Here is a 25,425-nt window from a genome sequence, read left to right as displayed (position 1 = left end):
CGATCAGTACTAGACAAACCAGTTTTTGATGCGCTGCACAATTCCTTCTGGATGCTCATGTCTTTCAAAGTTTTCAATACGTTCCGCTATTTTGCCAATAATGCTATCGTCTTCACCTCTAAAAGGTTTATTCATTACAATCGGAATAGCTTCATCTACGGTAGAAACGGACCAAATATGGAACTCACCATTTTTAATGCTTTCTATTACATCTTTATGTAATGCAAGGTGTTTAAGGTTTGATTTTGGCATCACAACACCTTGATTTCCTGTAAAACCTTGATGTTTACAAACCTGATAAAAGCCTTCAATTTTTTCGTTCAAGCCACCGACGGCTTGCACTCGACCAAACTGATCAACAGCTCCTGTAACAGCAACTTGTTGATTAATTGGAGATTCAGATAAAGCACTCACCAAGCAACAAAGTTCTGCAAGAGATGCACTGTCACCATCAACTTCACTATAAGACTGTTCAAATACGATGGAGGCAGAGTAAGGCAGTGGTTCATCCAGTTTCAGAGCAGAGCTCAAGAAAGCTTGCATAATCATCATGCCTTTTGCATGTAGATTGCCTCCAAGCTCAGCTTTGCGCTCAACATCGGAAACATCGCCATCACCAAAATGAATTACACAAGATATTCGTGCAGGCTCACCATAGCTGACAGGGTGCCCAGCCATATCAATAACGGTTAGGCCATTGATTTGACCAACTTGTTCCCCAGTTGTCTCAATGATGACTTGGCCATCTAAAATATCGTACACGGCACGCTGAGGAAGGTAAGATTCTCGGTAATACTTGTCGTCAATCGCTTTATCTAACGACTTGTAATCTAATGCTCGGCCATCACTGAACTGGCTGGCAAGCGTTAGAAGTTGAGAGTGCCACATTACTCCTAAAGGCAGATAATGTTGATCTTCAGTAAATCTCATACCGGCCAGCAACAATCTTCTAAAACCACATTCGGTTAAGTGAGGCAGCTGATATTGAGAACATATCCAGTTCACCAAACCAAAGTAATCTGTCAAATTCTGCTCTGACAGATGAATATCTTCTTCAACTTCCGTATACATGGCAAAGCCAGAACAGAAGTCTTCATCGATGTATTCTAGCTCTGCTAACTGACTTCTTTCTCCTGTTACAATCAGTTTTACATCATAAGCTTTAGCTTGCGGTACTGAAGTAGGTAAACGAGTAGGGCTTAGGTTCAGTGGCTCGATAAGGTTTTGTTGAATTGCAGACTTTATATTTGGCCAAAGTCCTGGGTTAGCCAAAATTAGATTAGCCGGTACAATTAAGTAACCGCTATCTGCCTGTGAAATTAAGCCAGGTTGGAAGGCAATATCACCACTTAAATCGACACTGTAACGGTCAAATAAGCGTTTGGCATCAAGTGATTCCGACAAAACAATCGCAGCGTTAGACTGGCTCTGAAGAGCTTTACTGATGAACTCTCTATAGACAGAATTATCTACGCAGTTAATGAGTAGTACTCGCGTCAATCCAGAAATTTTTGAAAAACGAGATATCGTTGCCGACATTCTCGGTTGGAGCTCAGTAAAAGACTTCTTTGGTAACGAAGGTGCAGACTTTAAAAGTGCTTCGTACTGCTCAAGTGAAGGTGTTACGTCTTGCCAATTAAGTTGGTTCATTAAAATTCATCGTAATTCAATCTTGCCGACATTATAACGAAACGGACTATAACACCCTAGCACCAATTTGGTTTGCTCTCGGCATTCATCTCTCAATGAACAATACTTAGACAAATGAGTGATCAACATCGATACTTCTAAGAGTTTTATTTGCCCAAGTAAACCATCTGGGTTACGCTGTCACTAGGTTATGTTTATGGGTCGGAACAAATGAAATATCAGCAGCTTGAGAATCTAGAATGTGGGTGGAAATGGAAGTATCTCATCAAAAAATGGAAAGATGGTGAAGCGATTACCCGACATATTGATACAAGCGAAGCAGATGCAGCGGTCGCAGAACTAAAACGCCTTGAACACGAGCCTACACTTGTCTTAGCTTGGATAGAAAACCACATGTCAGAAGAGTTAGATAATAAACTCAAGCAGGCTATCCGAGCGAAACGGAAACGTCACTTCAATGCAGAGCAAGTCCATACAAAGAAGAAATCCATTGATTTAGATTACCGAGTTTGGGAAAAGCTTTCTAGTAGAGCGAATGAACTTGGTTGTACGTTATCTGACGCAATTGAATATTTGCTTTCCGAAGCGTCGAGAAGTGAAAAAGCGAGTCAAAAAGTTACCTCAATTAAAGAGGATTTGAGTAAATTGCTATCTAGCTAGGATAGGGAGTGCCAAATGTTATATGTAATCTTAATTGCAGCCATCGTGATCTTTTGGTTGATCGCAGTCGATAGGCCGGTGTTAAAAGTAAAGTTCGATAATGGCCATATTAGTAACGTAAAAGGGCATCTACCTCCTTCTTTCAAACACAACTTACAGGATATTAGTGAGCATAACCCGTTTACTGGTGAAATGAAGGTGTATAGCCAACGAACAGGAATGCGCTTAAGCTTTTCCAAAGGCATTCCCAAAAAAGTTCAACAGAGGATTCGTAACGTTTTTCCGCACCAGGGCTTCAAAGCAAACAAAGGCAAGAAGCGCGCTTAATTACATATCAGTTACTTCATCATGTTAAATGGGACGCAATGTGGCGTCCCATTTTCGTATCTACAGAAAAATTACTTATCATCGAACAATCAACAACATAAACGGACCAAAACGATGAGATACGTTGTAACTTTAATGGTATTGATCTTTGCAAGTAATTCAGTTTTTGCTGACGATTCAGAAACGAACCTGTTGGCTAAAAAGATTAAGACTAAGCTTCAAAAGAAAGTAGACAATAAGTTTGATGGCTATCAAGGTTATTGTGACGTCATGATAGAAATGGAGCACAAAAGTAAAAACGCAGTAATAAAAAGAGTAACCAGCAGTGGTGACCAAAAAGTGTGTAGGTACGTTAAGTCCAACTTGAAGAAAGGAAAACGCTATCGTTACAAATACCCCGAAAAGTACATTCGCCTCCATATAACCACAGGCTTATAAATGTTTCAGAACGCAACTGAGCTCGTGATTTTTGGCAGATTTCGTTGCGGAGCGATTAGAGCGTTTAGCTGATTTTTGCTGTTGTACGAGGCGAGTATGAAAGGCTTTTTTGTTTGGTAGCGCTTAAGTTAGTAATCGTGATGCCATTGAATGGCAAATTCAGTGAGTTGGCCATCATCACCATACATAGATTGATTCAGGTGCTTACGGAAGGACACGCCAGTAAGCCGGGGACTAAGCGCGCATCAATTTTCAATAAGAGATTTGATTTGCTTCGTAAGCATAACCACAAACCAAACTAGCGATTGCAAGTCCACAGAAACCTCGGTTAAAGCTTCAAAAGCAAACAATGTTGTTAATCTTAGGATGACATTTTAAAGTAGCTAAAACCGGACATTATTGCTTTGAGACCCCACCCCTTGGTGCGCATTATATGTGTTATGTTAAATTACATATAGCCGTACGCTAAATGTTGTCTGAGTATGCTCCTATTCCCCTGCAGATTTTAAATTTAAGGGCCTTACTGTAAGTATTAAACATAATGGTTATTTACCATAAAATACTTAATATAGATCTTAATAATCTATCGATTGTTAAGATCTATATTAACGCCTTTTTAGTTATTGAAATGACTGTATAGCTTCAAAGATATCTTGTCTTCTAACTGGCTTGGAAATGAATCCGTTCATCCCGGCATCCAGGCATTTATCTCTATCGCTTTCTAGCGCATGTGCAGTTAACGCTATAATTGGAGTCTTGAGGCCTTTATCTCGAATAAGTCTTGTTGCGGTAATTCCATCCATCACTGGCATCGAGACATCCATGAGAATCAAATCGATTAAATCCTCATTCTCCTCTAAAAATGTTAATGCCTCTGCTCCATGGCTTGCGATATGAACATTATGGCCAAGCTTATTTAAGATAAGCTTTATTACGAACTGATTCGACTCGGTATCTTCTACGACGAGAAGTTCCATTGCTTTTGTCGGTTGATTGGTTTCGATTCTAACTGGACGATTTTGATTGCAACGAGTCAAAACTGGAATCGAAATCGTAAAGGTTGAACCAACATGCTCATCACTTTTAACGGCAATCTTGCCACGCATCATTTCGACTAAATGCTTGGTTATTGCGAGCCCCAGTCCTGTACCACCGAAGCGTCTCGTGATGGAACGGTCTCCTTGATGAAATGCCGTAAACAAATGCTCTTGCTTTGCTTTAGATATACCAATTCCAGTGTCAGATATTGAGATCACAAGTTCAGCATCTTGCTCAGATACAGAAACTTTTACTTCACCTTCGTCTGTAAACTTTATTGCATTCCCTATTAGATTAAACAGAATTTGAGATAACCGCGTGGAGTCAATCCAAAATTGTTTGTCATTAGTGACAGTACAGTTGAGCTTGAATTTAAGATTCTTCTTCTTAGCTATTTGTTTTTGCTGAGAAATAACAAAAGTGACAGTGTCTCTTAAGTTAATCCATTGTTCATTGAGCTGAAAGCGACCTGACTCGATTTTAGAAAGATCAAGAATGTCACTGATTATCGCGAGAAGTAACTCTGCAGAGCACTCCATTTGGCTCAAAGCATCAATTTGTTCTTCTGACAAGGTTGATTGCTTCAGTATATCTAGCATTCCAAGAACGGAATTTAAAGGGGTTCTTATTTCATGGCTCATCATCGCTAAGAACTCCGACTTAGACCGGTTCGCAAGCTCTGCTTCTTCTCTTGCTTTAGCGAGCTGAGTTGTTCTTACCTCAACGATACGTTGTAACTTCTCTTTGGTCTCGATATCAATGACCGCCCTTTCAATTAAGGGACGAAACCGCCTCAAGGTTTCCTTATTCTCTATGCTAAAGTGCCCTTTCTGAGCTCCAATAAGTAGGATTACGGTTTGCGTTACTTCTGAACGTATACCAGTTAAAACGACCGAGTTTACATGGCTTTTTATAAAGCTGTTTAAGTTAACAAACTCAGCGAGTTTATCTGGCTCGAACAGTAGAATGCATTCACCATTGAGAGCTCTTTGATAGGTGTTACCGTGTAACCAGGATACATTATCAAATACGCTATTAGTTGATATCAATGTCCTGAAGGGATATCGTTCGCCATCACGAGTCAGTACAATAAAATCATCGAAGTTGATGTACTTTTTGAGGACATTGTTTAATCCCGTAAATATCTCATGCCGATTCTTTGCCTCACTCATCGCAGATATCGCGGAAAGAATGGCCTTGTTTTCATCGGCGAGTAGTCGTTCTCTTTGTCTAGCCTGCTTTAGCTCAACTAACGCTTCTTGAAGCGCTTCCTGTTGATATATGTCTAAGTATTTATCTTTCATAAGGTTTATGGAATATAGCCGATGAAATCATCAGGTTTCCATGTCCATTCTCACCACCAATAAATCTACCTTGCTCGCCGAAAGTAAAAGGGCAAATAAAAGGCAAATGTTCTAGCTCTTGGTTAATTTGTTCACAAACGCTATTCATGTCTTGCATTAAGTGCAACATGGGACCTGCGCAAAAGATATTTATCACTCCAATTTTTCGAGACTCTTCTAATTTTTGGTTAAAAGCGGCATTGACGACTTTTGCAGCGCGCGCAACTAGATGCTCACGACTTCCTTTCATTAATGTGAGCTCGTCACCCTTTTCTATTCGTGTAAACAACTCGATTCCACCATCTTGTGTCTCACGGATCGGATGGGATAACTTGTAATATGGGCGATCATAGAGATGACCTGCGATCCGCCCTAATGGATAAGCACTCGAGTTTGTAAACAGCATATTATCTTTACCTACTTGGTTATCCTGGTGATTTGTCCACCTTCTATAAACATTGAGCGCAGGTTCGTTATCAATTTCAAGTAAGCATCTATCGTTGGTCTTGGTTGCAACACCTTTGATATTAGTTGGTGTATGTCCAGCGCTAAAAGCGATATCAACAGGTTGAGAGGAGTAAAAGAGAGTTAAGCTTAAACCTGAAGTTTGAGAGCCTTGGGCGGTTATCACAGACCATTTCCCAGCGATGTTATTATCAGCGGCCGAACCACCAATAATTGGAATTAGAGTTCCAAATCTTTCATCTATAGACGCAATAATTGATTCCTCTTGCCCTGGTGTGGCATGAAGTAGAATTAAGTTTGGTACCTCTCCTACACGGTTAGCGCTCTCAAGGGCCATATCCAAAGCCTTGGTGACGCTGTCACCTGAGTTGTGATTAGAAATACCAGTACCATAAGCATGAGGACCTGTATCATAAACAGCAAGTGCCGCAATTACTGGGCCTGTATGAAAGCCCTGATCTGTCATTACGGCTTGACATGAACTGGCGCCATGAAAAGGCACACCAGGAAAATGCGCAAGAAACGCTTCTCGAATCAACTCGAAATTGTATTCTTCCGTGTAGTAACACATCACGTAAGACAAGTTCTGTTGTGTCAATTCGGATCTGAGCGTTTTTATCGCTGAGTCTTCATCTTTAATATGAGTAAAAACTGATTGGCAATGCATACGATTTTATAATTGGATATCACTCTGCTGTTATACCATTCCAACCAATTTTCTCTAGGTAAGAAGGTGTTAATTTCATTAATAAGTTACGATTATCTCGTGATAGATCGTATTTATAATTGAACTACAACAATGTTTTCACCTTTTTTAAAGGTGATTTTTTTCGATTCAGGAATGATGTCCCATTCTACTGACTTATGCTTCTCGTTGAGATTGATAAAATTACCAGATTGATTTAGATCAATTTTTAGAGTGCTACTTTCTATCGTTTCGAGCGAAATTCCCATTGAGTCACGATTAATCGTGATTATTTCTCCTTCAATTGTTACATCGCATCGTTCTTTTTGTGAACAGTCAACGCTATTAACACTCTCGTGTGTAAAGGTACGCCAGAAAAATGCGCCTATTAAAACACTGAGCATGATTAAGATTTGTGCAAGTCGCGCCTTTGTTAACTTTTGTGCAGGCATAATTACTAATATCCTTGTTACAAACTTCAAACTTTTTAAATAAAAAATGATTTCCAGAGGTCCAGTAAGGTTACTACCCTGTCATTGAATTGTTAATTCAAGTATAGTGTCACGCTGAAAATGCCACTTTTTATTAAAGTCAGCAATGGAAATAAGGTGATGATAACACTTGAATTCTAGAGTTTACTTGGGTGGTGTTACGACGCAAGTCGTGTTGGAAGTAAAAGTGTAGTTAATTAGAAATTGGAAGCATGCAAATGAGCCAAGTAAAGCAGCTTGAACAAAACTACAACTATACAGTCGTTCGCCAATTTACCCTTGTGACCATTTTATGGGGCATAGTTGGTATGGCTGTTGGTGTTTTGATTGCCGCTCAATTAGTTTGGCCACAGCTAAACTTTGATACGCCGTGGTTGACGTACAGTCGCTTACGTCCACTGCATACTAATGCGGTAATTTTTGCGTTTGGTACCAGTGCTCTGTTCGCAACGTCTTATTATGTTGTACAGCGCACATGTCAAACACGTCTTTTTGGTGGCCCACTCGTTGCCTTCACCTTTTGGGGTTGGCAAGCAATCATCCTGGCAGCAGCCATTACTTTGCCTCTCGGTTTAACATCGGGTAAAGAGTATGCTGAGCTAGAATGGCCTATTGATATCGCAATTGCGCTAGTATGGGTATCATATGCGGTGGTGTTCTTCGGCACACTGGTGAAACGAAACACGTCACACATATATGTGGCAAACTGGTTCTTCGGTGCCTTTATTATCACAGTAGCAGTACTTCACATCGTGAACAGCATGGCTATTCCTGTGTCACTCGGTAAATCTTACTCGATTTACTCGGGCGCAGTGGATGCGATGGTTCAGTGGTGGTATGGACACAATGCGGTAGGTTTCCTACTGACCGCTGGTTTCCTAGGTATGATGTACTACTTCGTTCCTAAACAAGCTGAACGTCCTGTTTATTCTTACCGTCTATCTATCGTTCACTTCTGGGCACTTATTTCTCTATATATTTGGGCTGGCCCTCACCACCTTCATTATACAGCGCTACCAGACTGGACTCAGTCTCTAGGTATGGTTATGTCGCTGGTTCTATTTGCTCCTTCTTGGGGTGGTATGATCAACGGTATTATGACGTTATCTGGTGCATGGCATAAGCTTCGTTATGACCCTATCCTACGTTTCCTAATCGTTTCACTGTCGTTCTACGGTATGTCTACCTTTGAAGGCCCGATGATGTCGATTAAGACGGTTAACGCACTTTCTCACTACACAGACTGGACCATTGGTCACGTTCACTCTGGTGCGTTAGGTTGGGTTGCGATGGTTTCTATCGGCTCTGTATATCACTTGGTACCTCGCCTATTTGGCCAGGAGCGTATGTACTCTGTTGGTCTAGTTAATGTGCATTTCTGGCTAGCAACAATCGGTACCGTTCTTTACATCGTTGCGATGTGGATCTCTGGTGTAATGCAAGGTCTTATGTGGCGCGCGGTTAACTCTGACGGTACGCTAACTTACAGCTTTGTTGAGTCTGTAGAAGCGTCTTATCCGTTCTACTTTGTACGTTTCCTAGGCGGATTTATCTTCCTATCTGGTATGTTCCTAATGGCATATAACACGTACAAAACGGTAAGTGCACCAAAAGAAAGCCTAAAAGCTATCCCACATCCGGCATAAGGAGATTTAAGAATGAGTAATAATTCTAATAATCGCCATGAAATCTTAGAACGTAATGTCGGTTTGTTGGCTATTTTTATCGTGTTTGCTATCAGTTGGGGCGCTCTTGTAGAGATCACTCCTCTGATTTTCCAAAAGCAAACGACTGAACCTGTAGAAAATCTGCGTGCTTACACTCCTTTGGAGATGGAAGGCCGTGATATCTACATCCGTGAAGGTTGTAACGTTTGTCACAGCCAGATGGTTCGTCCTTTCCGCTCAGAGACTGAACGTTACGGTCACTACTCTGTTGCTGGTGAGAGTGTTTGGGAACACCCATTCCTTTGGGGCTCTAAGCGTACAGGCCCGGATTTAGCTCGTGTTGGTGGTCGTTATTCTGACGAATGGCACCGTGTTCACCTGTTAGATCCTCGTGAGCTTGTACCTGAGTCAAACATGCCAGGTTTCCCGTGGCTAGCTGAAAACGTTTTAGACGGTAAGCTAACTCAGAAGAAACTTGAGCTATTTCGTGATCAGTTCGGCGTTCCATACACTGATGAAGAGATCGCGAATTCGGCTAAAGAAGTAGAAGGTAAAACAGAGATGGATGCAATCATCGCTTACCTTCAGTCTCTTGGTCATGCAATGAAGTAAGGGGATCATATGGATTTCGGTACAATTCATAGTATTTATACCGTTGTACTCTTCGCTAGTTTTATTGGCATCGTATGGTGGGCATTTAGTAAAAAGCGTAAAGCACGCTTTGAAGAAGATGCCAACTTGGTGTTTGCTGACGAAGAACAAAAGACCCCTAATAACCAAGGAGTGAAGAAGTAATGACTACATTCTGGAGTCTCTGGATTATCGTGATTACTGTCGGTACGCTAGTAGGCTGTGCGATTCTCCTGACTTGGTGCGCTAAAGATAAAATGGGCGTCGAGGAAGGGGAAGACATGGGCCACGAGTACGATGGTATTCGCGAGCTAAACAACCCTCTACCAAAGTGGTGGACTTACCTGTTTGTAAGCACATTTGTGTTCGCAGCAGTTTACCTTGCCCTATTCCCAGGTCTAGGTAGCTTCAAGGGCTTTTTAAACTGGCAGAGTTCGGCTCAAACCGTTCGCTCACTAGAAGAGTCAAAAGAAGCCATCGCTGCAGCACAAGAGAACAAGCAACTAAACCAATATGCAAAAGAACTGGATGATGCCGACGCTTACTTCGGCGAAGCATTCCGTAAACTTGCGCACAATGACAGTGGTCTACGCCCAATTCCTGAAATTGCGCAAGATCCTGAAGCATTAAAAGTTGGTCAGCGTTTGTTTTTGCAAAACTGTTCTCAATGCCATGGCTCTGATGCACGTGGTCAGAAAGGCTTCCCTAACCTGACTGATGATGCATGGCTATATGGTGGCGAGCCAGCAGCGATCGTTACAACCATCATGCACGGCCGTATTGGTCAAATGCCAGCATGGAAAGATGCCCTTGGTGAGCAAGGTGTTCAAGAAGTTGTAAGTTACACACTTAGTCTATCTGGTCGTAAAGTAAATGCTCGTGAAGCCGCGGCAGGTAAAGCACGCTTCGTAGTGTGTGCTGCTTGTCATGGTACCGATGGTAAGGGTAACCCTGCAGTCGGTGCGCCTGACCTTACAGACCAAGACTGGTTATTTGGTGACTCTCGTGCAGCTGTAACAGAAACCGTAATGAACGGACGCTCAGGCGTAATGCCTGCGTGGAAAGACATTTTGGGTGAAGATAAAGTTCAGCTCGTTGCCTCATATGTCTGGAGTTTAAGTAACTCAGAGAGTAAGTAACTGAGATATTACGTAACATAGCAATAACAGCCCCTTTCATAGGGGCTGTCTTTCCTTTAAATTTAACGCCTTACATTTTTTCATTTAGCTGTTGAGAACTTTTTTATGGTAAAGCCTTGGTATAAACAATTTTGGCCGTGGTTCCTAATCATCCTTCCTCTTACTGTCGTAGTTTGGACTGTGATTACTGTGGTCGTTTTCTCGAACAACTCTGTTTCTTTAGTCGCCGAGGATTACTATAAAAAAGGCAAAGGCATTAATATCGATATTAGTAAAATGAATGTCGCTCGTGACCTAGGTCTTAACGCTGAGATTTCCTCTGAAAATAACAATGTTGTGATTGTTTTCGCTAAAGGGAAGCTACCTCATTACCCTGCTCTAACGGCCACTTTCACTCATCGTACTCTTCCTGATCGTGACTTCACAAAGCTTGTAACAGCGGATGCATCTGGTAATTACCGACTAAAAGCTGAGGAATCTATTCAAGGGCCATGGTTTGTTGAACTACAACCACACGACAAGCAATGGATGATCCAAGGTAAAGTTGAGTTTCCTGCCTCTTCAACACCGTTAATGAAGTAAGCATATGTGTAAATCCTGTTATCACTGCGGTGAAGATGTATCAGCCAACACGGATTTCAAAGTAGAAATATTGGGTGAAATTCGCGACATGTGTTGTCCGGGCTGCGAAACTGTGGCGCAGACTATTGTCGATAGTGGTCTTGTCTCATATTACCAATACCGCACTGCGCCTGCAGAAAAGGCAGATCTAGTACCAGAGCAACTCCAAGCTTTAATTCATTATGACAATGCGGATGTACAATCTGAATTCGTACGAAATCGCGAAAATGTTTCTGAAGTAACCCTTTCTTTGGAAGGCGTTTCATGTGCCGCTTGTGCGTGGTTAATCGAAAAGCAAGTTTCTAATACGGCCGGGTTGGTATCTATCCGTGTTAATACAACCACCAATCGAGCGTTACTAGCCTGGGATAAAACTCAGGTACGGTTAAGCGAGCTCCTTTCCGTTATTCATAAACTTGGTTACAAAGCTGCACCTTTTGAAGCAGATAAGCAAGAAGCCTCTTACCATCGAATGATGAAGCAATATCTATATCGGCTAGGTATTGCAGGTTTAGCAACCATGCAGGTCATGATGCTCGCCGTTGCACTGTATCTCGAAGTCTTTGGTGATTTAGAGCCAGAGTTTAAAAGTTACTTTCGTTGGGTAAGTTTGATTTTTGCTACTCCTGTTTTGCTTTATTCCGCTCTTCCATTTTACTTAAACGCATGGCGCAGTATCAAAGGCCGAACCCTTGGTATGGATGTCCCGGTTTCTATTGCGTTGATCTTTGCCTATGTTGCAAGTTTAGTTGCAACAGTAACTGAACAAGGCGAAGTCTTCTTTGAATCTATCTCGATGTTTACCTTCTTTTTGTTAGTAGGTCGATTCTTAGAGATGCGCGCTCGTCGCAAAGCTGCTGCAGCGAGTGGTAACCTTCTTAAGTTGATTCCGGCAATTGCTACAACGCTGGACGGTGATCAGATACCCGTGAAGACGCTAAAAGTTGGCGTTCGTATTCGCGTTCTACCTGGTGAACATATCCCCGCTGACGGTAAAGTTATTTCAGGCCGTATTCATATTGATGAATCCATGCTAACGGGTGAGTCAGTGCATGTTGTGAAACGAGAAGGCGATATTGTTTATGCGGGAACGCTAAACGGAGACGAATCATTTGAACTTGAGGTAGTAAGCTCAAAGGCCGATTCAATGATTTCTAACATCGTGCGTTTACAAGATGAAGCTCAACACTCCAAACCTAAAATTGCGGAAATTGCAGACATTGTCGCCCGTTACTTTGTTGGTGTGATTCTTATTATCTCTGCTGGTACTTGGTTTTACTGGCATCAAACAAAACCAGATGATGCGTTTTGGATCATGCTGTCTGTGCTAGTCGCTACGTGTCCATGTGCGCTATCTCTGGCCACACCGACCGCACTCACTTGTGCTACCTCTAGAATGGGTAATTTTGGCATTTTACTTCGTAAAGGCCATGTGTTTGAGACACTATGTAAGATCAACCACTTAGTTGTAGATAAAACAGGCACTCTAACGAAAGGTGATATTGAGATCTGTGAAACAAAGATACTTAGTGATCTCCCACAGAAAGATTGTCTATCACTAGCTGCAGCTTTAGAGGCTCATGCAAACCACCCTATCGCTCGTTCTTTTGCAACTTACACCAATGATGACTTTATCGTGTCTGACGTGCAAAACGTGATTGGTTCAGGGATTGAGGGTATGTGGAATGGCAAAATCGTTAAGATAGGTAGTGCTGCTTTTGTTCAAGGCAAAGAAAGTGGTGAAAGCCAGGCGGTCTATCTGTCGGTTGATGGCAAGCATGTCGCTAGCTTTTACTACCGCGACCCTATCCGAAAAGAAAGCAAAGCCTTTATTCAACGTTTTGCTGACGCTGGAATTAAGACAACCCTGCTAACTGGTGATTCTCTCTCAAACGCCCAACCAGTGGCGAATGAAATTGGTATCGATCACATCGTCGCGTCAGCAAAGCCAGAAGATAAGCTTGCATACCTTAAGAGCTTGGACGAAAACAGTATCACTATGATGGTTGGTGATGGAATCAATGACGCGCCGACTCTCGCCGGAGCTCACCTTTCTGTCGCAATGGGCGGTGGTACAGATGTCGCTAAAGCTTCTGCAGATATGACGTTACTTGGGGATAATCTCGAAAAGCTACTAGAAGCACGTTTGCTTGCACTGCGTACAAGAAAGATTATTCGAGAAAACTTGGCTTGGTCTTTGGGTTACAACCTGTTAATTTTGCCTTTGGCGGTCGCAGGTTTAGTGGCTCCCTACATTGCAGTAGTTGGCATGTCTGCAAGCTCAATTATCGTTGTATCTAACTCTTTGCGCCTGCTCAAAGAGAAATAAGTAGAGAAAGCAAACATGGAAAGTCTTTATATATTGATTCCCATCGCTATCGTTCTCGTTTGTGTTGCTGTCGCCGTTTTTCTTTGGGCGGTAAGAAGCGATCAGTTTGAAGATCTTGAACGGCAAGGGCACAACATTCTTCTCGACGAAGAAGACCAATCTAATAGTGATAAAAAGTAGCGACTTTTATGACTCCTGATTTTATCGGTGCGTTGATGATCGGCTTAGTAGGAGCCGGTCATTGTATGGGTATGTGTGGTGGTATCGCGTCTCTACTTACCATGGGCTCTTCTGCTAAAAATAAAACTACCCCTCTTATCCCTCTCTTCTACAACCTCGGACGATTGATCAGTTATACCTTAATAGGTGCATTAGTGGGTGGTGCTATATCAGGTTTATCTGAGCTTAGTGGGTTAACGCACTCTCTTGCTTGGTTAAGGCTGATTGCTGCGTTATTCATGATCCTGGTCGCGCTGTATATTGCTAAATGGTGGCAAGGCTTACTTTTAATAGAAAAGCTAGGGCAGTATATCTGGCGCTTTATCTCGCCGGCAGGGAAGAATCTGTTGCCACTAAAGCATCCTCTTCACGCGTTGCCATTTGGCTTTATTTGGGGTTGGTTACCATGTGGCTTAGTTTATTCAGCGCTTACTTGGTCGGCGGTTTCTGGTAGTGCGATGAACGGCGGCCTAATTATGCTTGCGTTTGGGCTCGGAACGCTACCTGCAATGCTTATTATTGGATACGGTGCCAATCATTTTCAGAAATTACAAAAATCATTAATATTTAGAAATATTTCAGCATTAATCCTTATTGGCTATGGTACGTATACCGCTGTAGGAGCCTTAGCGTTACTCGGTTTCATATAACGTTAAACTCTATTGAGGTGACATTTTTGCTACCCTTTAGGATTAAGCGATGCTAAAATATTGATGTATATCAAATAGTGAAAGGTTGTTATGATTTCTGAAAAACCTGCAACAAAGCGTATCCAATCAGGCGGTTGCGCCATTCATTGCCAAGATTGTAGCATTAGTCAACTGTGTATCCCGTTCACTCTAAATGAGGCAGAACTTGATCAGCTTGACCAAATCATCGAACGTAAGAAGCCTATTCAAAAAGGACAAGAGCTTTTTAAGGCCGGTGATGAGCTAAAATCGCTATACGCTATCCGCTCTGGTACCATCAAGAGCTATACGATCACAGAGCAAGGTGATGAGCAAATCACAGCGTTTCACTTAGCTGGAGACTTAGTCGGTTTCGATGCTATCACTGGTGACTCCCACCCTAGCTTTGCTCAAGCACTCGAAACGTCGATGGTATGTGAAATCCCATACGAAATTTTAGACGATCTATCGGGTAAGATGCCTAAGCTTCGCCAGCAAATCATGCGTTTGATGAGTAACGAAATTAAAGGTGATCAGGAAATGATTTTGCTTCTTTCTAAAAAGAATGCAGAAGAGCGACTAGCTGCTTTCCTTTACAACCTATCAACGCGTTTTTCTCAGCGTGGCTTCAGCCCTAGAGAGTTTCGTTTAACTATGACTCGTGGTGATATTGGCAACTACCTTGGTCTTACAGTCGAAACGATCAGTCGTTTGTTAGGTCGTTTCCAGAAATCAGAGATCCTAAGCGTAAAAGGTAAATATATCACTATCTTAGACCACGATGCATTGATGGAACTTGCTGGTGTAACTAAAGAATAATACACCCTAATTATTGATGTAGCTCGAAAATGAGCTACATCATATTTCTCATAAATTCCTTTCGAAAGTCCTCAAAAAGTTCTCCAAACTAAGCTACAGTAAAAATGTACGGTGAGTACTCCAAAATACTGATTTAATTTACATTCAGTATCTGGTTTTGCAATAGAAGTGGGCTTAGTTATGAGTATATACAGTAAGATCCTTGTTGTAGCTGACATCAATAATGATGAGCAGCCCGCACTTGCAAGAGCTGTTCAATTAGCTCAGAAAAGTGTATCTAGAAGCCGAATCACTTTCTTTTTATCCATTTACGATTTCTCGTATGACATGACGTCAATGCTGTCAGTGGATGAAAGAGATGCTATGCGTCGAGGTGTCATTCATCAGCGTGAGCAGTGGATGCGTAAAATTGCTCAACCATACCTAAACGATGGCTTCGACTTTGATGTTTGTGTTGTCTGGCACAACCGCCCTTATGAGGCGATTATTGCTGAAGTCTACGCAGGCAATCATGACCTAGTCATCAAAGGCACACGTAAGCATGATGTTTTAGAGTCTGTCATTTTCACACCGACAGATTGGCACTTGTTGCGAAAATGCCCTATTCCAGTGCTTCTTATTAAGAATGCTGCTTGGCCGGAACAAGCAAGTATCCTTGCCTCAGTACATGTGGGCTCAGAAAACCCGACTCATATTGATCTCAACGATACGATGGTCGAGCGATTAAAAGAAATCACCACTCGGCTTGAGGCCAAGCCATATCTTGTTAACGCCTACCCCGTTACACCGGCGAACATTACGATTGAACTTCCTGAATTTGACCCAACGACTTATACCGATGCGGTGCGAGGTCATCATTTAACGGCTATGAAAGCACTACGCCAAAAACATGGTCTTGATGAAGAACAAACGATAGTTGAGCAAGGTTTACCTGAAGATGTCATTCCGGCAGCTGCAGAGCGCTTAAATGCTGCAATGGTTATTTTAGGTACTACAGGGCGAACTGGGCTTTCTGCTGTCTTTATTGGTAATACAGCGGAGCACGTAATTGATAAAATAAATTGCGATGTGTTGGCTCTAAAACCAAAAGGTTACATTAGTCCTCTCGATCCAAATACAGCAACCTAATCTCTCCTTAGTATTGCTATGTATTGAGCGCGCTAATAAATCCCCCGAATACAGGGGGATTTTTGTTTGGGAACAGTTAAAGCGTTGGGTACAAAAAAGGAGGTCTAATTGACCTCCTTTTTTACGAGTTAGATGTTCGTAACATCGATGAACATCGATTCATCAATATTCGTCGAAGAAACGACAGCCTCATTAAATTCATACTCTTCGCGGTTACCTTCACGTTCTAGCGGTAAGTTAACAAAGTCGAACAATTCGCGGTCTGCTAGTTGGCTTGGGCTTACGTTTTGAATTGATTTAAAAATTGCTTCCACACGCCCTGGCGTCTTCTTATCCCATTCAATCAACATTGCTTTTATAGATTGACGCTGAAGGTTCTCTTGAGAGCCACAAAGGTTACACGGAATTATTGGGAAATCCTTGTGCTCAGCGTATTTGATCAAATCTTTTTCACGACAGTAAGTCAATGGACGAATGACCACGTTACGGCCATCATCAGAGCGTAGCTTTGGTGGCATCGCTTTAAGGCGAGAGCCGTGGAACATGTTCAAGAACATTGTTTCGACGATGTCATCCATGTGATGACCTAGCGCAAGCTTAGTTGCACCAATTTTCTCTGCAAATGAATACAGCGTACCACGTCGCAGGCGTGAACACAGACCACAAGTGGTTTTGCCTTCTGGTACCTTCTCTTTTACGACGGAATACGTGTCCTTATCGACGATATAGTAAGGGATATTCAGTGTTTCGAAATACTCTGGCAGAATGTGCTCAGGGAAGCCCGGTTGTTTTTGGTCTAGGTTTACCGCAACCACTTCAAATTTGATCGGTGCGGCTTTTTGAAGATTCAGCAGGATATCAAGCATCGCGAATGAATCTTTACCACCGCTAATACATGCCATTACAACATCGCCTTCTTCGATCATGTTGTAATCAGTAATGGCATTTCCAACATGTCTTCTTAGGCGTTTCTGAAGCTTGTTGAATTCTAGGGTTTCTTTTCTTGTATCTATTTGGTTCATTGCGGGCTCTCACATCGCCGATAAATCGACTAGGACTTCCTAACATGGGTTTCTTTGGGGCGTGGATTATACGAGCTTTTTACGCAGGATTAAATGTTTGTCTTATTGAGTCTTTAAGAAAAGAGTGTGAAAGATACTTTAGTTACGGTCAAAATTAAAAAAGAGCTGCGATTGCAGCCCTTTCTAAACGTTCAGTGTTCATTTCTTTGCGTTAGGTAGATAAGGTAACACTCGCATCGTCGGTTCTGGTAGTGACATTGTGCCACCTTGCCCTATTTCACTTAGTGCGACTTGTATCTTGCCATTGACAATTGGCTTTTCGGTTCCGTTTGAGAAAATCACTTTATCATTCAGTTGATTTGCAAACTCCATCGTCACACCTTGAACCTCCGGTGTAAACCAACCCGCAAACATACCGCCTAAATCTTCCAGCATCGTCTGCATTTGAGGTAGAAGAGGCTTAAGTTGGTCGTAAGAAACGTTACCCTGTAATGGTTCTTTGGTCATCACGACAAGTGAGTAATCGCAACGTGTATCTTTTGGGGTATCGACAAAAACCAACGGATTTGCTGACTTTAAGTTTTTATCAACTGGTAAAGGCAACTCTTGTGAAGCAGGGATAACAAACTCTTCATAGTGCTCTTCTTTTTCCATCCAAGCTTTTTCTATCGTACAAATTTGCTTAGTTTTTGCGTCCACAAAAAAGACACCAACTTTCACATCGTCATGCCCTTCTTTATTGTTGTTTTTTAGTTGAGTGTATAACTTTGAGTACGTGAACATGTACTCTTGAGCTTGGGTTATCGGCGATACAAGAATTAGCGCCGCACTTCCCAATAGACTTAGGCTTAACTTTTTCATTTTATCCGTTATTTTATTGCGTCCAGTAGGCGTTGTTATGACGAATCATAGCGCGAAGATCGTGTACATAGGCGATGCCACGTTCAGAATAGGCTAGCAACCCATGCGTTAACTCTGACGCGGTTGCAACCGTTAACAAGCCCTTGTTCTTTTCAGCCAGAGATGTTCTGATTTCACGCAGGTCTGCATACGCTGGGTTTCGATTAACATTCATAAAGTAGCCATGAACAGACTGTTGTACAGAATCGAATTTTTCAACTTCATGAACTTTGTTAGCGCCACGTTGCGCTGGAACAATTCCACAGCCCTTTTTATAACACCATTGGCCGAACAAGTTGTTTGCTTGAGTAGCAAAACGAGAAGTGCCCCACGCAGATTCATTTGCCGCTTGAGTTAGAACCAAGGCTTCAGGTAAGACGTTCACTCGCACAAGCATCTCGTCTAGCCATGCTTGATCAATCTTATCGTTACTCAAGGGCAACGAATACAGAGATGATAACCGCTGAGCATACTCTTGTTGTTCTTGCGTCACTTGTCCCACCTTTAAAGAGGTAAGAAAGGCCCGCTCATGACGAATTCGTTGATTCTCAAGAGCAATTTTAGGCCTTAAAAAATCAAAAAAAGCAGCTTTTTTCTCTTTCGTATCTTTTATTGAATTGAAGTCTGGGATATCACCGATGTATGGCAAGTGTGATAAATCGACATGCTTAATCTTGCCAGAGAGTACGTCAGGATTTTCCACATATTTAAACTGTTTCTCGTAGTGTAAATATGGGCCTGTAGAAATAAAAGTGGCGGCTATACAGGTTGCCGCCACTCGTAAACTTATTGATTTCAAAGAATTAGGCATCAAACACCTGTGAGTTACCATCGTGATCATTATCGTTTTTCTGTGTTGTAACGATCTTAAGCTTAATTCCAAACATTTCGCGGTAGAGTATGCCTTTCAAATGGAAGAAGAATGGCAGCACAAAAATCAAGCCAATACCGTAGAACATTGCTGCAATAATAAACATTAACATCACGCCTAAGTAAAGCCCCGCGACCACAAAAATCTTCTTGTTGATTGCGCGAAGTGATAACAGCAACGCTTGCATTGGTGGCACCCTTTTCTCACAAATCAACAAAATAGAGTGACTAAATGCCAAGGAAAGATACAGCGACAGTAAAGGAAAAATCATACCAACCACACCTTGTAGCATTAAGCTCATGAGCGTTGCTAGAATAACAGGAATGGTGAACTGCAACCCCTTTCCAACATGGCGCAACTTAGTCTTTAGGCCAGCGATATGGCTCATAGCCATCAAGCTGATCCCCGCATAAATTGGTGCGCTAATCACCTCATAACTGAAATTCGCGACATAAATAGAAGACACAATATCGTTTGTGAACGACTCTGGGTTCTCAAATGCATCAAGAATAACGCTCAAATCGCCCAACTGCAGTTTTAATGCAATATAGAAAATACCTAACTGGACAAAAAGCAATACAATAATGGCAGGAGAAAATGATAAAAAGTGCTGGATGGTTGCTCGCCAAGCTTCGTTAAAAACCGCGCCAGCTTTAAGCTCGTAGTTGCCAGACAAAGCTCGCTCTACACTCCCCCCAAGATTGAAATCTTTCTCAAAATCGTCGTTCATAGTTTATCCAAGACTAACTTGTAAAATTTTGGCTGGAATTCCAGTCAATTAATGTAATCGTCATTATAAAGAAATCTTTCCACATCTAACATCACAACTCACCTACAATCCTTGCAATCTCAACTGTATGGTTGATAATTAACCACTTTCAAGGTCATGAAATTGAAACAATTGTTGAACAAAGTTTAGTGCTATCAAACTGTGTCTAGATGCCAATTAATCTCATAAAAACAGTATGGTAAGGAATGATGGCTTTTTCCTGCAAAATTATTTCTGTTTCAAGATAAGAAAATGCTTTAATTTCACACTTTTGGTGATTATGATGCGCGCCTCAAAAGTGAATGGTTAGTGTCACATCAGCTGGGATAATCCCGGCTTGAACGTGGGGGAAATACAGACGTTGAACGCAAAACCGCAAGCAGGAAAGCCAGTTATTCGTTTATCTGGTATTAGTAAAAGTTTCGATGGTAAGGAAATCATCGGTAATTTAAATCTGGATGTTAATCATGGTGAATTTCTGACGATTCTCGGGCCTTCTGGTTGTGGTAAGACAACAGTTTTACGCATGATTGCAGGTTTTGAAACGGCAGATAACGGTCAAATTATTTTGGATGACCAGGATGTAACACAGGTTCCTGCAGAGCAAAGGCACGTCAACACGGTATTTCAAAGTTACGCATTGTTTCCACACATGACCGTATATGAGAATGTCGCTTTTGGCCTTCGTATGCAGAAAACGCCTACTGCGGACATTGAACCACGAGTAATGGAAGCGCTACGCATGGTGCGCCTAGAAAAAATGGCACAGCGTAAGCCTCATCAGCTTTCTGGTGGTCAGCAACAACGTATCGCCATTGCGCGTGCGGTTGTTAACAAACCAAAAGTACTGCTGCTAGATGAATCTCTATCGGCACTTGATTACAAACTGCGTAAGCAAATGCAAATCGAGCTTAAACAGCTTCAGCGTCAACTTGGTATTACCTTTATCTTCGTTACGCACGATCAGGAAGAAGCCCTATCGATGTCTGACCGCATTATTGTAATGCGCGATGGTGTTATCGAGCAGGATGGTTCTCCACGTGAGATTTACGAAGAGCCGAAGAACCTATTTGTTGCTCGCTTTATCGGTGAGATCAACGTATTCAACGCAACCATGCTAGAGCGTATCGACGAGAAACGTATCCGTGCAGAAATCGAAGGTGTCGAGTCTGTTGTTTACTACGATCAGGAAGCGCAAGCAGGTGAAAAACTGCAAGTACTACTTCGCCCAGAAGACTTACGTATCGAAGAGATCAAAGAGTCTGAAGAAAAAGGCATCGTAGGTCACGTAACAGAGCGTACCTATAAAGGTATGACGCTTGATTCAGTTATCCAATTGGATTCGGGCATGCGTGTAATGGTTAGCGAATTCTTTAACGAAGATGATCCTGATGTGGACCACTCACTTGGCCAGAAAGTCGCTATCACTTGGGTTGAGAGCTGGGAGGTAGTCCTCAATGATAAGCAAGAAGATTAATCTTCAAAACGCGATCATTACCTTAATCGTCGGTTGGCTAACACTTTTCGTGTTGGTACCAAATGTGATGATTATCGGTACGAGTTTCTTAACGCGTGATGAAGCAAACTTAATCGAAATGACATTTACTTTCGACAACTACTTACGTCTACTCGACACCTTGTATGCGAAAGTGCTGATGCACTCGTTCTACATGGCGATTGTGGCGACGTTGTTGTGTTTAGTAATTGGTTACCCATTTGCTTACATCATAGCGAAAATGCCAGAGAAATGGCGCCCATTCATGTTGTTCTTAGTTATCGTACCTTTTTGGACAAACTCTCTTATCCGTACTTACGGCCTGAAGATTGTTCTGGGTACACAAGGTATTTTGAACAAATCATTAATGGCGATGGAAATCATCGATAAGCCATTACGTATTATGTACACCGAAACAGCAGTAATGATTGGTCTTGTGTACATCCTGCTTCCATTTATGATTCTGCCGCTTTACTCGGCAATCGAGAAGTTGGACAACACTTATATCGAGGCGGCGAAAGATCTTGGTGCGAACAAGTTCCAAACCATTACGAAAGTGATTCTACCTCTTACAATGCCTGGCATTATCGGTGGTTGTTTGTTGGTTCTGCTACCAGCACTAGGTATGTTCTACATCTCTGACCTTCTTGGTGGTGCGAAGAACCTACTGATTGGTAACGTTATTAAGAGCCAAGTATTGAACGCTCGTGACTGGCCATTTGGTGCTGCGACCAGTATCGCCCTCACCTTCGCAATGGCTGTGATGCTTTACGCTTACTACAGAGCAGGCAAACTATTGAATAAGAAAGTGGAGCTAGACTAATGGGACGCACAGTTAGATTTAGCTTTATGGCGCTGGTGTATGCATTTTTGTATCTGCCAATCATCGTCTTAATTGTTAACTCATTTAATGCCAACAAATTTGGTATGAAATGGGGTGGTTTCACCACGAAATGGTACGAAACCTTAGTAAATAACGACAGCCTAATGCAAGCTGCATGGCATTCATTGAACGTAGCGGTATTCTCAGCGACAGCAGCAACCATCATTGGTAGCTTAACGGCCGTTGCCCTATTCCGTTACTCGTTCAAAGGTAAAGGTGCGGTAAACGGCATGCTGTTTGTCGTGATGATGTCTCCCGATATTGTAATGGCGATTTCATTACTTGCTCTGTTCCTAGTATTAGGCGCACAGCTTGGCTTCTTTACACTATTGATTGCTCACATCACCTTTTGTCTACCATTCGTTGTGGTAACTGTATACAGCCGCTTAAATGGCTTTGATGTGAAAATGTTGGAAGCAGCAAAAGACCTTGGTGCAAGCGAGTGGGTTATCTTGAAACAGATCATCCTTCCTCTCGCTAAACCAGCGGTTGCCGCAGGTTGGCTATTGAGCTTTACCTTGTCTTTGGACGATGTGATCATCAGCTCGTTTGTAACGGGTCCAACATACGAAATCTTGCCATTGAAGATTTACTCAATGGTTAAGGTGGGCATTTCACCGGAAGTTAACGCCCTAGCAACGGTGATGTTGATTGTTTCTTTGGTCTTGGTAGTAATTTCTCAGTTGCTAGCAAGAGAAAAAGTGAAGTAGAATCCGCACCTGTTAACATCACGAAACAGAATGGTTACATGCCATTCTGTTTTTCTATCTATCGTCCAAAATTGGACAACGTTTGGTTTGGAGCTAACGTCAATGAAAAAATGGGCTACTCTATTAGCTGGTAGTGCATGTGCGCTTTCTCTGTTCTCTGGTACAGCGACAGCGGATGATAAAGAACTAGTATTTATGAACTGGGGTCCTTACATCAACAGTAATATCCTAGAGCAATTTACTAAAGAAACTGGCATCAAAGTGATCTACTCGACTTACGAGTCGAACGAAACTTTGTATGCAAAGCTAAAAACTCATAACCAAGGTTATGACCTAGTAGTACCTTCAACGTACTTCGTGGCGAAGATGCGTGACGAAGGCATGCTACAAAAGATCGATAAGACTAAGCTGAAAAACTTCGGCAACCTAGATAAAAACTACCTAGACAAGCCTTACGATCCAAGTAACGACTACTCTATCCCACACGTTGTTGCGATTACAGGCCTAGCGGTTAACGCAGATATGTACGATCCAAACGACTTCCAAAGCTGGGCTGACCTATGGAAGCCTGAGCTTGAAGGTCAAGTAATGTTGATGGACGACACTCGTGAAGTGTTCCATATCGCTCTGCGTAAACTTGGCTACTCAGGTAACTCAAAAGACCCTAAGCAAATCGATGAAGCGTACGCTGAGCTACAAAAGTTGATGCCTAACGTTTTAGTTTTCAACTCTGACAACCCTGGCGCACCTTACATGTCTGGTGAAGTGGGCGTTGGTATGCTTTGGAACGGTAGCGCCGCAGCGGCACAAAGTGAAGGCCTGAACCTTAAACTCGTTTTTCCTAAAGAAGGCGGTATCGGCTGGGTTGATAACTTCGCTATCTCTTCCGGTGCGAAGAACGTAGAAGCCGCTCACAAGATGATTGACTTCCTACTGCGCCCAGAAATCGCAGAGCAAATCTCTCGTGATACTGGCTACCTAACGGCGGTGGAAGAATCGAATGCTAAGTTTAAAGACGTTGCCCCACTGTTCCCTTCTCAAGAAGACCTTGACCGTGTTGAATGGCAAGATGCGGTTGGTGATCTAACCGTTAAGTACGAAGATTATTTCCTCAAGCTGAAAGCGGGACAATAATCTAGCTTGTGTAACAAGTCATCAACCATAGGAAAATAGGCAGCAATACGCTGCCTATTTTTGTCTTAGGCTGATATAATCGCGCGTTGCTAGGTTTATTTGTCTTGGTATCATAGATTTATCGTCTCATAACAAGGAGACAACGATATTCAAGCTAAATGAACATATTTGTGCTTACTGCGATTTGGCTCAACTCGATAACTCCAGCTAGTATTGACTTGTCCAATCGCGAAACAAAACGGAAAACAAATGAAAAGTAAATTCTACGCAAGCGCTCTATGTGCAGCGACGCTCATCGCTACCCCTGCAATGGCTGCTGATCAAGAACTGTATTTCTACAACTGGTCGGAATACATTCCAAACGAAGTTCTTGAAGACTTTACAAAAGAAACCGGAATCAAAGTTATTTACTCTACATACGAATCTAACGAGAGTATGTACGCAAAACTAAAAACTCAAGGTTCTGGTTACGACTTGGTAGTACCGTCTACCTATTTCGTCTCTAAAATGCGTAAAGAAGGCATGCTACAACAGATCGACAAAGAGAAATTATCTCATTTTGCCGATCTTGATACTAACTTCCTAAACAAACCGTTCGATCCGAACAACAACTACTCTATCCCATACATTTGGGGTGCGACCGGTATTGGTATCAATGCTGACATGCTAGACAAGTCATCGGTTTCTAAATGGGATGATTTCTGGGATAGCAAGTGGGAAGGTCAACTAATGCTGATGGATGATTCTCGCGAAGTATTCCACATTGCATTGACTAAGCTTGGTTACTCACCAAACACGACTAACCCAGAAGAAATCAAAGCCGCTTACGAAGAACTGAAAAAGCTAATGCCAAACGTATTAGTATTTAACTCAGATTTTCCTGCAAACCCTTACCTTGCGGGTGAAGTTTCACTAGGCATGCTTTGGAACGGTTCTGCATACATGGCTCGTCAAGAAGGCGCGAACATCGACATCATCTGGCCAGAAAAAGGCACTATCTTCTGGATGGACAGCCTAGCAATTCCAGCTGGTGCGAAGAACGTTGATGCGGCTCATAAGATGATTGACTTCTTACTGCGCCCTGAGAACGCAGCTAAGATTGCACTTGAGATTGGTTATCCTACGCCAGTTAAAACGGCACACGATCTGCTACCGAAAGAATTTGCTAATGATCCAAGCATCTTCCCACCACAAGAAGTGATGGACAGCGGTACTTGGCAAGATGAAGTTGGCGAAGCGAGCGTAATGTACGATGAGTACTTCCAAAAGCTAAAAGTGAACAACTAATTCGTTAGTTTTAAAGATATGAAAAAGCGGCTGATGA

The 25,425-nt window shown here is 42.2% G+C and carries 26 protein-coding genes; 18 read left to right on the top strand and 8 right to left on the bottom strand.

All coding sequences use genetic code 11. The annotated features are described in order from the left end of the window. Window positions 1–9: 9 nt before the first annotated feature. Window positions 10–1,650, bottom strand: a complete 1,641-nt coding sequence (locus R8O10_RS09330; protein ID WP_053303052.1) for an AAA family ATPase — start codon at window positions 1,648–1,650, stop codon at window positions 10–12. A gap of 210 nt (window positions 1,651–1,860) precedes the next feature. Here R8O10_RS09330 and matP point away from each other — a divergent pair, with 210 nt between their 5' ends. The 3 genes from matP (at window position 1,861) to R8O10_RS09315 (ending at window position 3,075) form a co-directional block, all read left to right on the top strand. Beyond that, window positions 1,861–2,310, top strand: a complete 450-nt coding sequence (matP, locus tag R8O10_RS09325) for a macrodomain Ter protein MatP (protein ID WP_005396497.1) — start codon at window positions 1,861–1,863, stop codon at window positions 2,308–2,310. A gap of 15 nt (window positions 2,311–2,325) precedes the next feature. Then, entirely contained in the window at window positions 2,326–2,637 is a 312-nt protein-coding gene (locus R8O10_RS09320) for a DUF3634 family protein (RefSeq protein ID WP_005377468.1), read from the top strand. 114 nt (window positions 2,638–2,751) lie between these two features. Then, window positions 2,752–3,075, top strand: coding sequence for a hypothetical protein (locus R8O10_RS09315; RefSeq protein WP_025766620.1), 324 nt, complete (start codon window positions 2,752–2,754; stop codon window positions 3,073–3,075). Between the two features lie 620 nt (window positions 3,076–3,695). On the opposite strand, the gene R8O10_RS09310 is transcribed toward R8O10_RS09315, so the two are convergent. The 3 genes from R8O10_RS09310 to R8O10_RS09300 form a co-directional block, all read right to left on the bottom strand. Beyond that, window positions 3,696–5,417 carry an ATP-binding protein gene (locus R8O10_RS09310; RefSeq protein ID WP_318191326.1) on the bottom strand — a complete coding sequence of 574 codons (1,722 nt, stop codon included), beginning with the start codon at window positions 5,415–5,417 and terminating at the stop codon, window positions 3,696–3,698. Continuing rightward, window positions 5,407–6,588, bottom strand: a complete 1,182-nt coding sequence (locus R8O10_RS09305) for an FIST signal transduction protein (RefSeq protein WP_104975323.1) — start codon at window positions 6,586–6,588, stop codon at window positions 5,407–5,409. Before R8O10_RS09305 ends, R8O10_RS09310 begins: the two co-directional genes overlap by 11 nt. Window positions 6,589–6,701: 113 nt before the next feature. Continuing rightward, a complete protein-coding gene (locus tag R8O10_RS09300) occupies window positions 6,702–7,058 on the bottom strand; it encodes a hypothetical protein (protein ID WP_104975322.1) in 357 nt (118 codons plus the stop codon). Between the two features lie 257 nt (window positions 7,059–7,315). Between R8O10_RS09300 and ccoN the strand changes: the two genes are divergently transcribed. From ccoN to uspE, 10 genes are all read left to right on the top strand, one after another. Further along, window positions 7,316–8,743: a cytochrome-c oxidase, cbb3-type subunit I gene (gene ccoN, locus R8O10_RS09295; RefSeq protein ID WP_005396488.1), complete on the top strand. Its 1,428-nt coding sequence runs from the start codon at window positions 7,316–7,318 to the stop codon at window positions 8,741–8,743. A gap of 12 nt (window positions 8,744–8,755) precedes the next feature. Next, the gene (gene ccoO / locus R8O10_RS09290; RefSeq protein WP_005377475.1) at window positions 8,756–9,376 is read left to right on the top strand and encodes a cytochrome-c oxidase, cbb3-type subunit II; all 621 of its coding nucleotides are present in this window, start codon (window positions 8,756–8,758) and stop codon (window positions 9,374–9,376) included. A gap of 9 nt (window positions 9,377–9,385) precedes the next feature. Then, on the top strand, window positions 9,386–9,559 hold the full coding sequence (locus R8O10_RS09285) for a cbb3-type cytochrome oxidase subunit 3 (protein ID WP_005377485.1): 174 nt from the start codon (window positions 9,386–9,388) through the stop codon (window positions 9,557–9,559). Next, on the top strand, window positions 9,559–10,533 hold the full coding sequence (gene ccoP, locus R8O10_RS09280) for a cytochrome-c oxidase, cbb3-type subunit III (RefSeq protein WP_005377487.1): 975 nt from the start codon (window positions 9,559–9,561) through the stop codon (window positions 10,531–10,533). The genes R8O10_RS09285 and ccoP overlap by 1 nt, the downstream gene beginning before the upstream one ends. A 105-nt stretch (window positions 10,534–10,638) precedes the next feature. After that, on the top strand, window positions 10,639–11,115 hold the full coding sequence (locus R8O10_RS09275) for a FixH family protein (protein ID WP_005377489.1): 477 nt from the start codon (window positions 10,639–10,641) through the stop codon (window positions 11,113–11,115). A gap of 4 nt (window positions 11,116–11,119) precedes the next feature. Beyond that, the gene (locus R8O10_RS09270) at window positions 11,120–13,483 is read left to right on the top strand and encodes a heavy metal translocating P-type ATPase (protein WP_318191325.1); all 2,364 of its coding nucleotides are present in this window, start codon (window positions 11,120–11,122) and stop codon (window positions 13,481–13,483) included. Window positions 13,484–13,498: 15 nt separating this feature from the next. Next, entirely contained in the window at window positions 13,499–13,663 is a 165-nt protein-coding gene (gene ccoS / locus R8O10_RS09265) for a cbb3-type cytochrome oxidase assembly protein CcoS (protein WP_005377493.1), read from the top strand. 8 nt (window positions 13,664–13,671) lie between these two features. Then, window positions 13,672–14,352, top strand: coding sequence for a sulfite exporter TauE/SafE family protein (locus R8O10_RS09260; RefSeq protein WP_017634899.1), 681 nt, complete (start codon window positions 13,672–13,674; stop codon window positions 14,350–14,352). A 90-nt stretch (window positions 14,353–14,442) separates the two neighbouring features. Next, window positions 14,443–15,189, top strand: a complete 747-nt coding sequence (locus R8O10_RS09255) for an FNR family transcription factor (protein ID WP_005377497.1) — start codon at window positions 14,443–14,445, stop codon at window positions 15,187–15,189. A gap of 180 nt (window positions 15,190–15,369) precedes the next feature. Continuing rightward, window positions 15,370–16,317, top strand: coding sequence for a universal stress protein UspE (uspE, locus tag R8O10_RS09250; RefSeq protein ID WP_005377500.1), 948 nt, complete (start codon window positions 15,370–15,372; stop codon window positions 16,315–16,317). Window positions 16,318–16,445: 128 nt separating this feature from the next. Here the strand turns inward: uspE and ttcA are convergent, their stop codons facing one another. The 4 genes from ttcA to R8O10_RS09230 form a co-directional block, all read right to left on the bottom strand. Then, window positions 16,446–17,339 carry a tRNA 2-thiocytidine(32) synthetase TtcA gene (gene ttcA / locus R8O10_RS09245; protein ID WP_206957988.1) on the bottom strand — a complete coding sequence of 298 codons (894 nt, stop codon included), beginning with the start codon at window positions 17,337–17,339 and terminating at the stop codon, window positions 16,446–16,448. Between the two features lie 198 nt (window positions 17,340–17,537). Then, window positions 17,538–18,200 (bottom strand): DUF2987 domain-containing protein, encoded by a 663-nt coding sequence (locus tag R8O10_RS09240; protein ID WP_318191324.1) that lies wholly within the window; start codon window positions 18,198–18,200, stop codon window positions 17,538–17,540. A gap of 13 nt (window positions 18,201–18,213) precedes the next feature. Beyond that, window positions 18,214–19,050, bottom strand: a complete 837-nt coding sequence (locus R8O10_RS09235) for a glucosaminidase domain-containing protein (RefSeq protein ID WP_318191335.1) — start codon at window positions 19,048–19,050, stop codon at window positions 18,214–18,216. After that, window positions 19,043–19,840, bottom strand: coding sequence for a hypothetical protein (locus R8O10_RS09230; protein WP_318191323.1), 798 nt, complete (start codon window positions 19,838–19,840; stop codon window positions 19,043–19,045). The genes R8O10_RS09235 and R8O10_RS09230 overlap by 8 nt, the downstream gene beginning before the upstream one ends. A gap of 400 nt (window positions 19,841–20,240) precedes the next feature. Between R8O10_RS09230 and potA the strand changes: the two genes are divergently transcribed. From potA to R8O10_RS09205, 5 genes are all read left to right on the top strand, one after another. Beyond that, window positions 20,241–21,356 (top strand): spermidine/putrescine ABC transporter ATP-binding protein PotA, encoded by a 1,116-nt coding sequence (gene potA, locus R8O10_RS09225; RefSeq protein ID WP_017634901.1) that lies wholly within the window; start codon window positions 20,241–20,243, stop codon window positions 21,354–21,356. After that, window positions 21,337–22,197 (top strand): spermidine/putrescine ABC transporter permease PotB, encoded by an 861-nt coding sequence (gene potB / locus R8O10_RS09220; RefSeq protein ID WP_318191322.1) that lies wholly within the window; start codon window positions 21,337–21,339, stop codon window positions 22,195–22,197. Before potA ends, potB begins: the two co-directional genes overlap by 20 nt. Further along, window positions 22,197–22,967 (top strand): spermidine/putrescine ABC transporter permease PotC, encoded by a 771-nt coding sequence (gene potC / locus R8O10_RS09215; protein WP_005389180.1) that lies wholly within the window; start codon window positions 22,197–22,199, stop codon window positions 22,965–22,967. The genes potB and potC overlap by 1 nt, the downstream gene beginning before the upstream one ends. Before the next feature lie 102 nt (window positions 22,968–23,069). Beyond that, window positions 23,070–24,101, top strand: a complete 1,032-nt coding sequence (locus tag R8O10_RS09210) for an extracellular solute-binding protein (RefSeq protein WP_017634902.1) — start codon at window positions 23,070–23,072, stop codon at window positions 24,099–24,101. Between the two features lie 249 nt (window positions 24,102–24,350). Continuing rightward, the gene (locus R8O10_RS09205; RefSeq protein ID WP_005377521.1) at window positions 24,351–25,388 is read left to right on the top strand and encodes an extracellular solute-binding protein; all 1,038 of its coding nucleotides are present in this window, start codon (window positions 24,351–24,353) and stop codon (window positions 25,386–25,388) included. The last annotated feature ends 37 nt before the right edge of the window (window positions 25,389–25,425 follow it).

It is taken from the genome of Vibrio sp. 1727, from assembly GCF_033344415.1.
Taxonomy (GTDB): domain Bacteria; phylum Pseudomonadota; class Gammaproteobacteria; order Enterobacterales; family Vibrionaceae; genus Vibrio; species Vibrio alginolyticus.
The sequence above is the reverse complement of the archived record's forward strand: the minus strand, read 5'-3'. Positions and strand labels throughout refer to the sequence as shown.

Coding starts and splice junctions, on each gene's coding strand:
- R8O10_RS09330 (WP_053303052.1), bottom strand. CDS start 1,650: ATGAACCAACTTAATTGGCAAGACGTAACACCTTCACTTGAGCAGTAC.
- matP (WP_005396497.1), top strand. CDS start 1,861: ATGAAATATCAGCAGCTTGAGAATCTAGAATGTGGGTGGAAATGGAAG.
- R8O10_RS09320 (WP_005377468.1), top strand. CDS start 2,326: ATGTTATATGTAATCTTAATTGCAGCCATCGTGATCTTTTGGTTGATC.
- R8O10_RS09315 (WP_025766620.1), top strand. CDS start 2,752: ATGAGATACGTTGTAACTTTAATGGTATTGATCTTTGCAAGTAATTCA.
- R8O10_RS09310 (WP_318191326.1), bottom strand. CDS start 5,417: ATGAAAGATAAATACTTAGACATATATCAACAGGAAGCGCTTCAAGAA.
- R8O10_RS09305 (WP_104975323.1), bottom strand. CDS start 6,588: ATGCATTGCCAATCAGTTTTTACTCATATTAAAGATGAAGACTCAGCG.
- R8O10_RS09300 (WP_104975322.1), bottom strand. CDS start 7,058: ATGCCTGCACAAAAGTTAACAAAGGCGCGACTTGCACAAATCTTAATC.
- ccoN (WP_005396488.1), top strand. CDS start 7,316: ATGAGCCAAGTAAAGCAGCTTGAACAAAACTACAACTATACAGTCGTT.
- ccoO (WP_005377475.1), top strand. CDS start 8,756: ATGAGTAATAATTCTAATAATCGCCATGAAATCTTAGAACGTAATGTC.
- R8O10_RS09285 (WP_005377485.1), top strand. CDS start 9,386: ATGGATTTCGGTACAATTCATAGTATTTATACCGTTGTACTCTTCGCT.
- ccoP (WP_005377487.1), top strand. CDS start 9,559: ATGACTACATTCTGGAGTCTCTGGATTATCGTGATTACTGTCGGTACG.
- R8O10_RS09275 (WP_005377489.1), top strand. CDS start 10,639: ATGGTAAAGCCTTGGTATAAACAATTTTGGCCGTGGTTCCTAATCATC.
- R8O10_RS09270 (WP_318191325.1), top strand. CDS start 11,120: ATGTGTAAATCCTGTTATCACTGCGGTGAAGATGTATCAGCCAACACG.
- ccoS (WP_005377493.1), top strand. CDS start 13,499: ATGGAAAGTCTTTATATATTGATTCCCATCGCTATCGTTCTCGTTTGT.
- R8O10_RS09260 (WP_017634899.1), top strand. CDS start 13,672: ATGACTCCTGATTTTATCGGTGCGTTGATGATCGGCTTAGTAGGAGCC.
- R8O10_RS09255 (WP_005377497.1), top strand. CDS start 14,443: ATGATTTCTGAAAAACCTGCAACAAAGCGTATCCAATCAGGCGGTTGC.
- uspE (WP_005377500.1), top strand. CDS start 15,370: ATGAGTATATACAGTAAGATCCTTGTTGTAGCTGACATCAATAATGAT.
- ttcA (WP_206957988.1), bottom strand. CDS start 17,339: ATGAACCAAATAGATACAAGAAAAGAAACCCTAGAATTCAACAAGCTT.
- R8O10_RS09240 (WP_318191324.1), bottom strand. CDS start 18,200: ATGAAAAAGTTAAGCCTAAGTCTATTGGGAAGTGCGGCGCTAATTCTT.
- R8O10_RS09235 (WP_318191335.1), bottom strand. CDS start 19,050: ATGCCTAATTCTTTGAAATCAATAAGTTTACGAGTGGCGGCAACCTGT.
- R8O10_RS09230 (WP_318191323.1), bottom strand. CDS start 19,840: ATGAACGACGATTTTGAGAAAGATTTCAATCTTGGGGGGAGTGTAGAG.
- potB (WP_318191322.1), top strand. CDS start 21,337: ATGATAAGCAAGAAGATTAATCTTCAAAACGCGATCATTACCTTAATC.
- potC (WP_005389180.1), top strand. CDS start 22,197: ATGGGACGCACAGTTAGATTTAGCTTTATGGCGCTGGTGTATGCATTT.
- R8O10_RS09210 (WP_017634902.1), top strand. CDS start 23,070: ATGAAAAAATGGGCTACTCTATTAGCTGGTAGTGCATGTGCGCTTTCT.
- R8O10_RS09205 (WP_005377521.1), top strand. CDS start 24,351: ATGAAAAGTAAATTCTACGCAAGCGCTCTATGTGCAGCGACGCTCATC.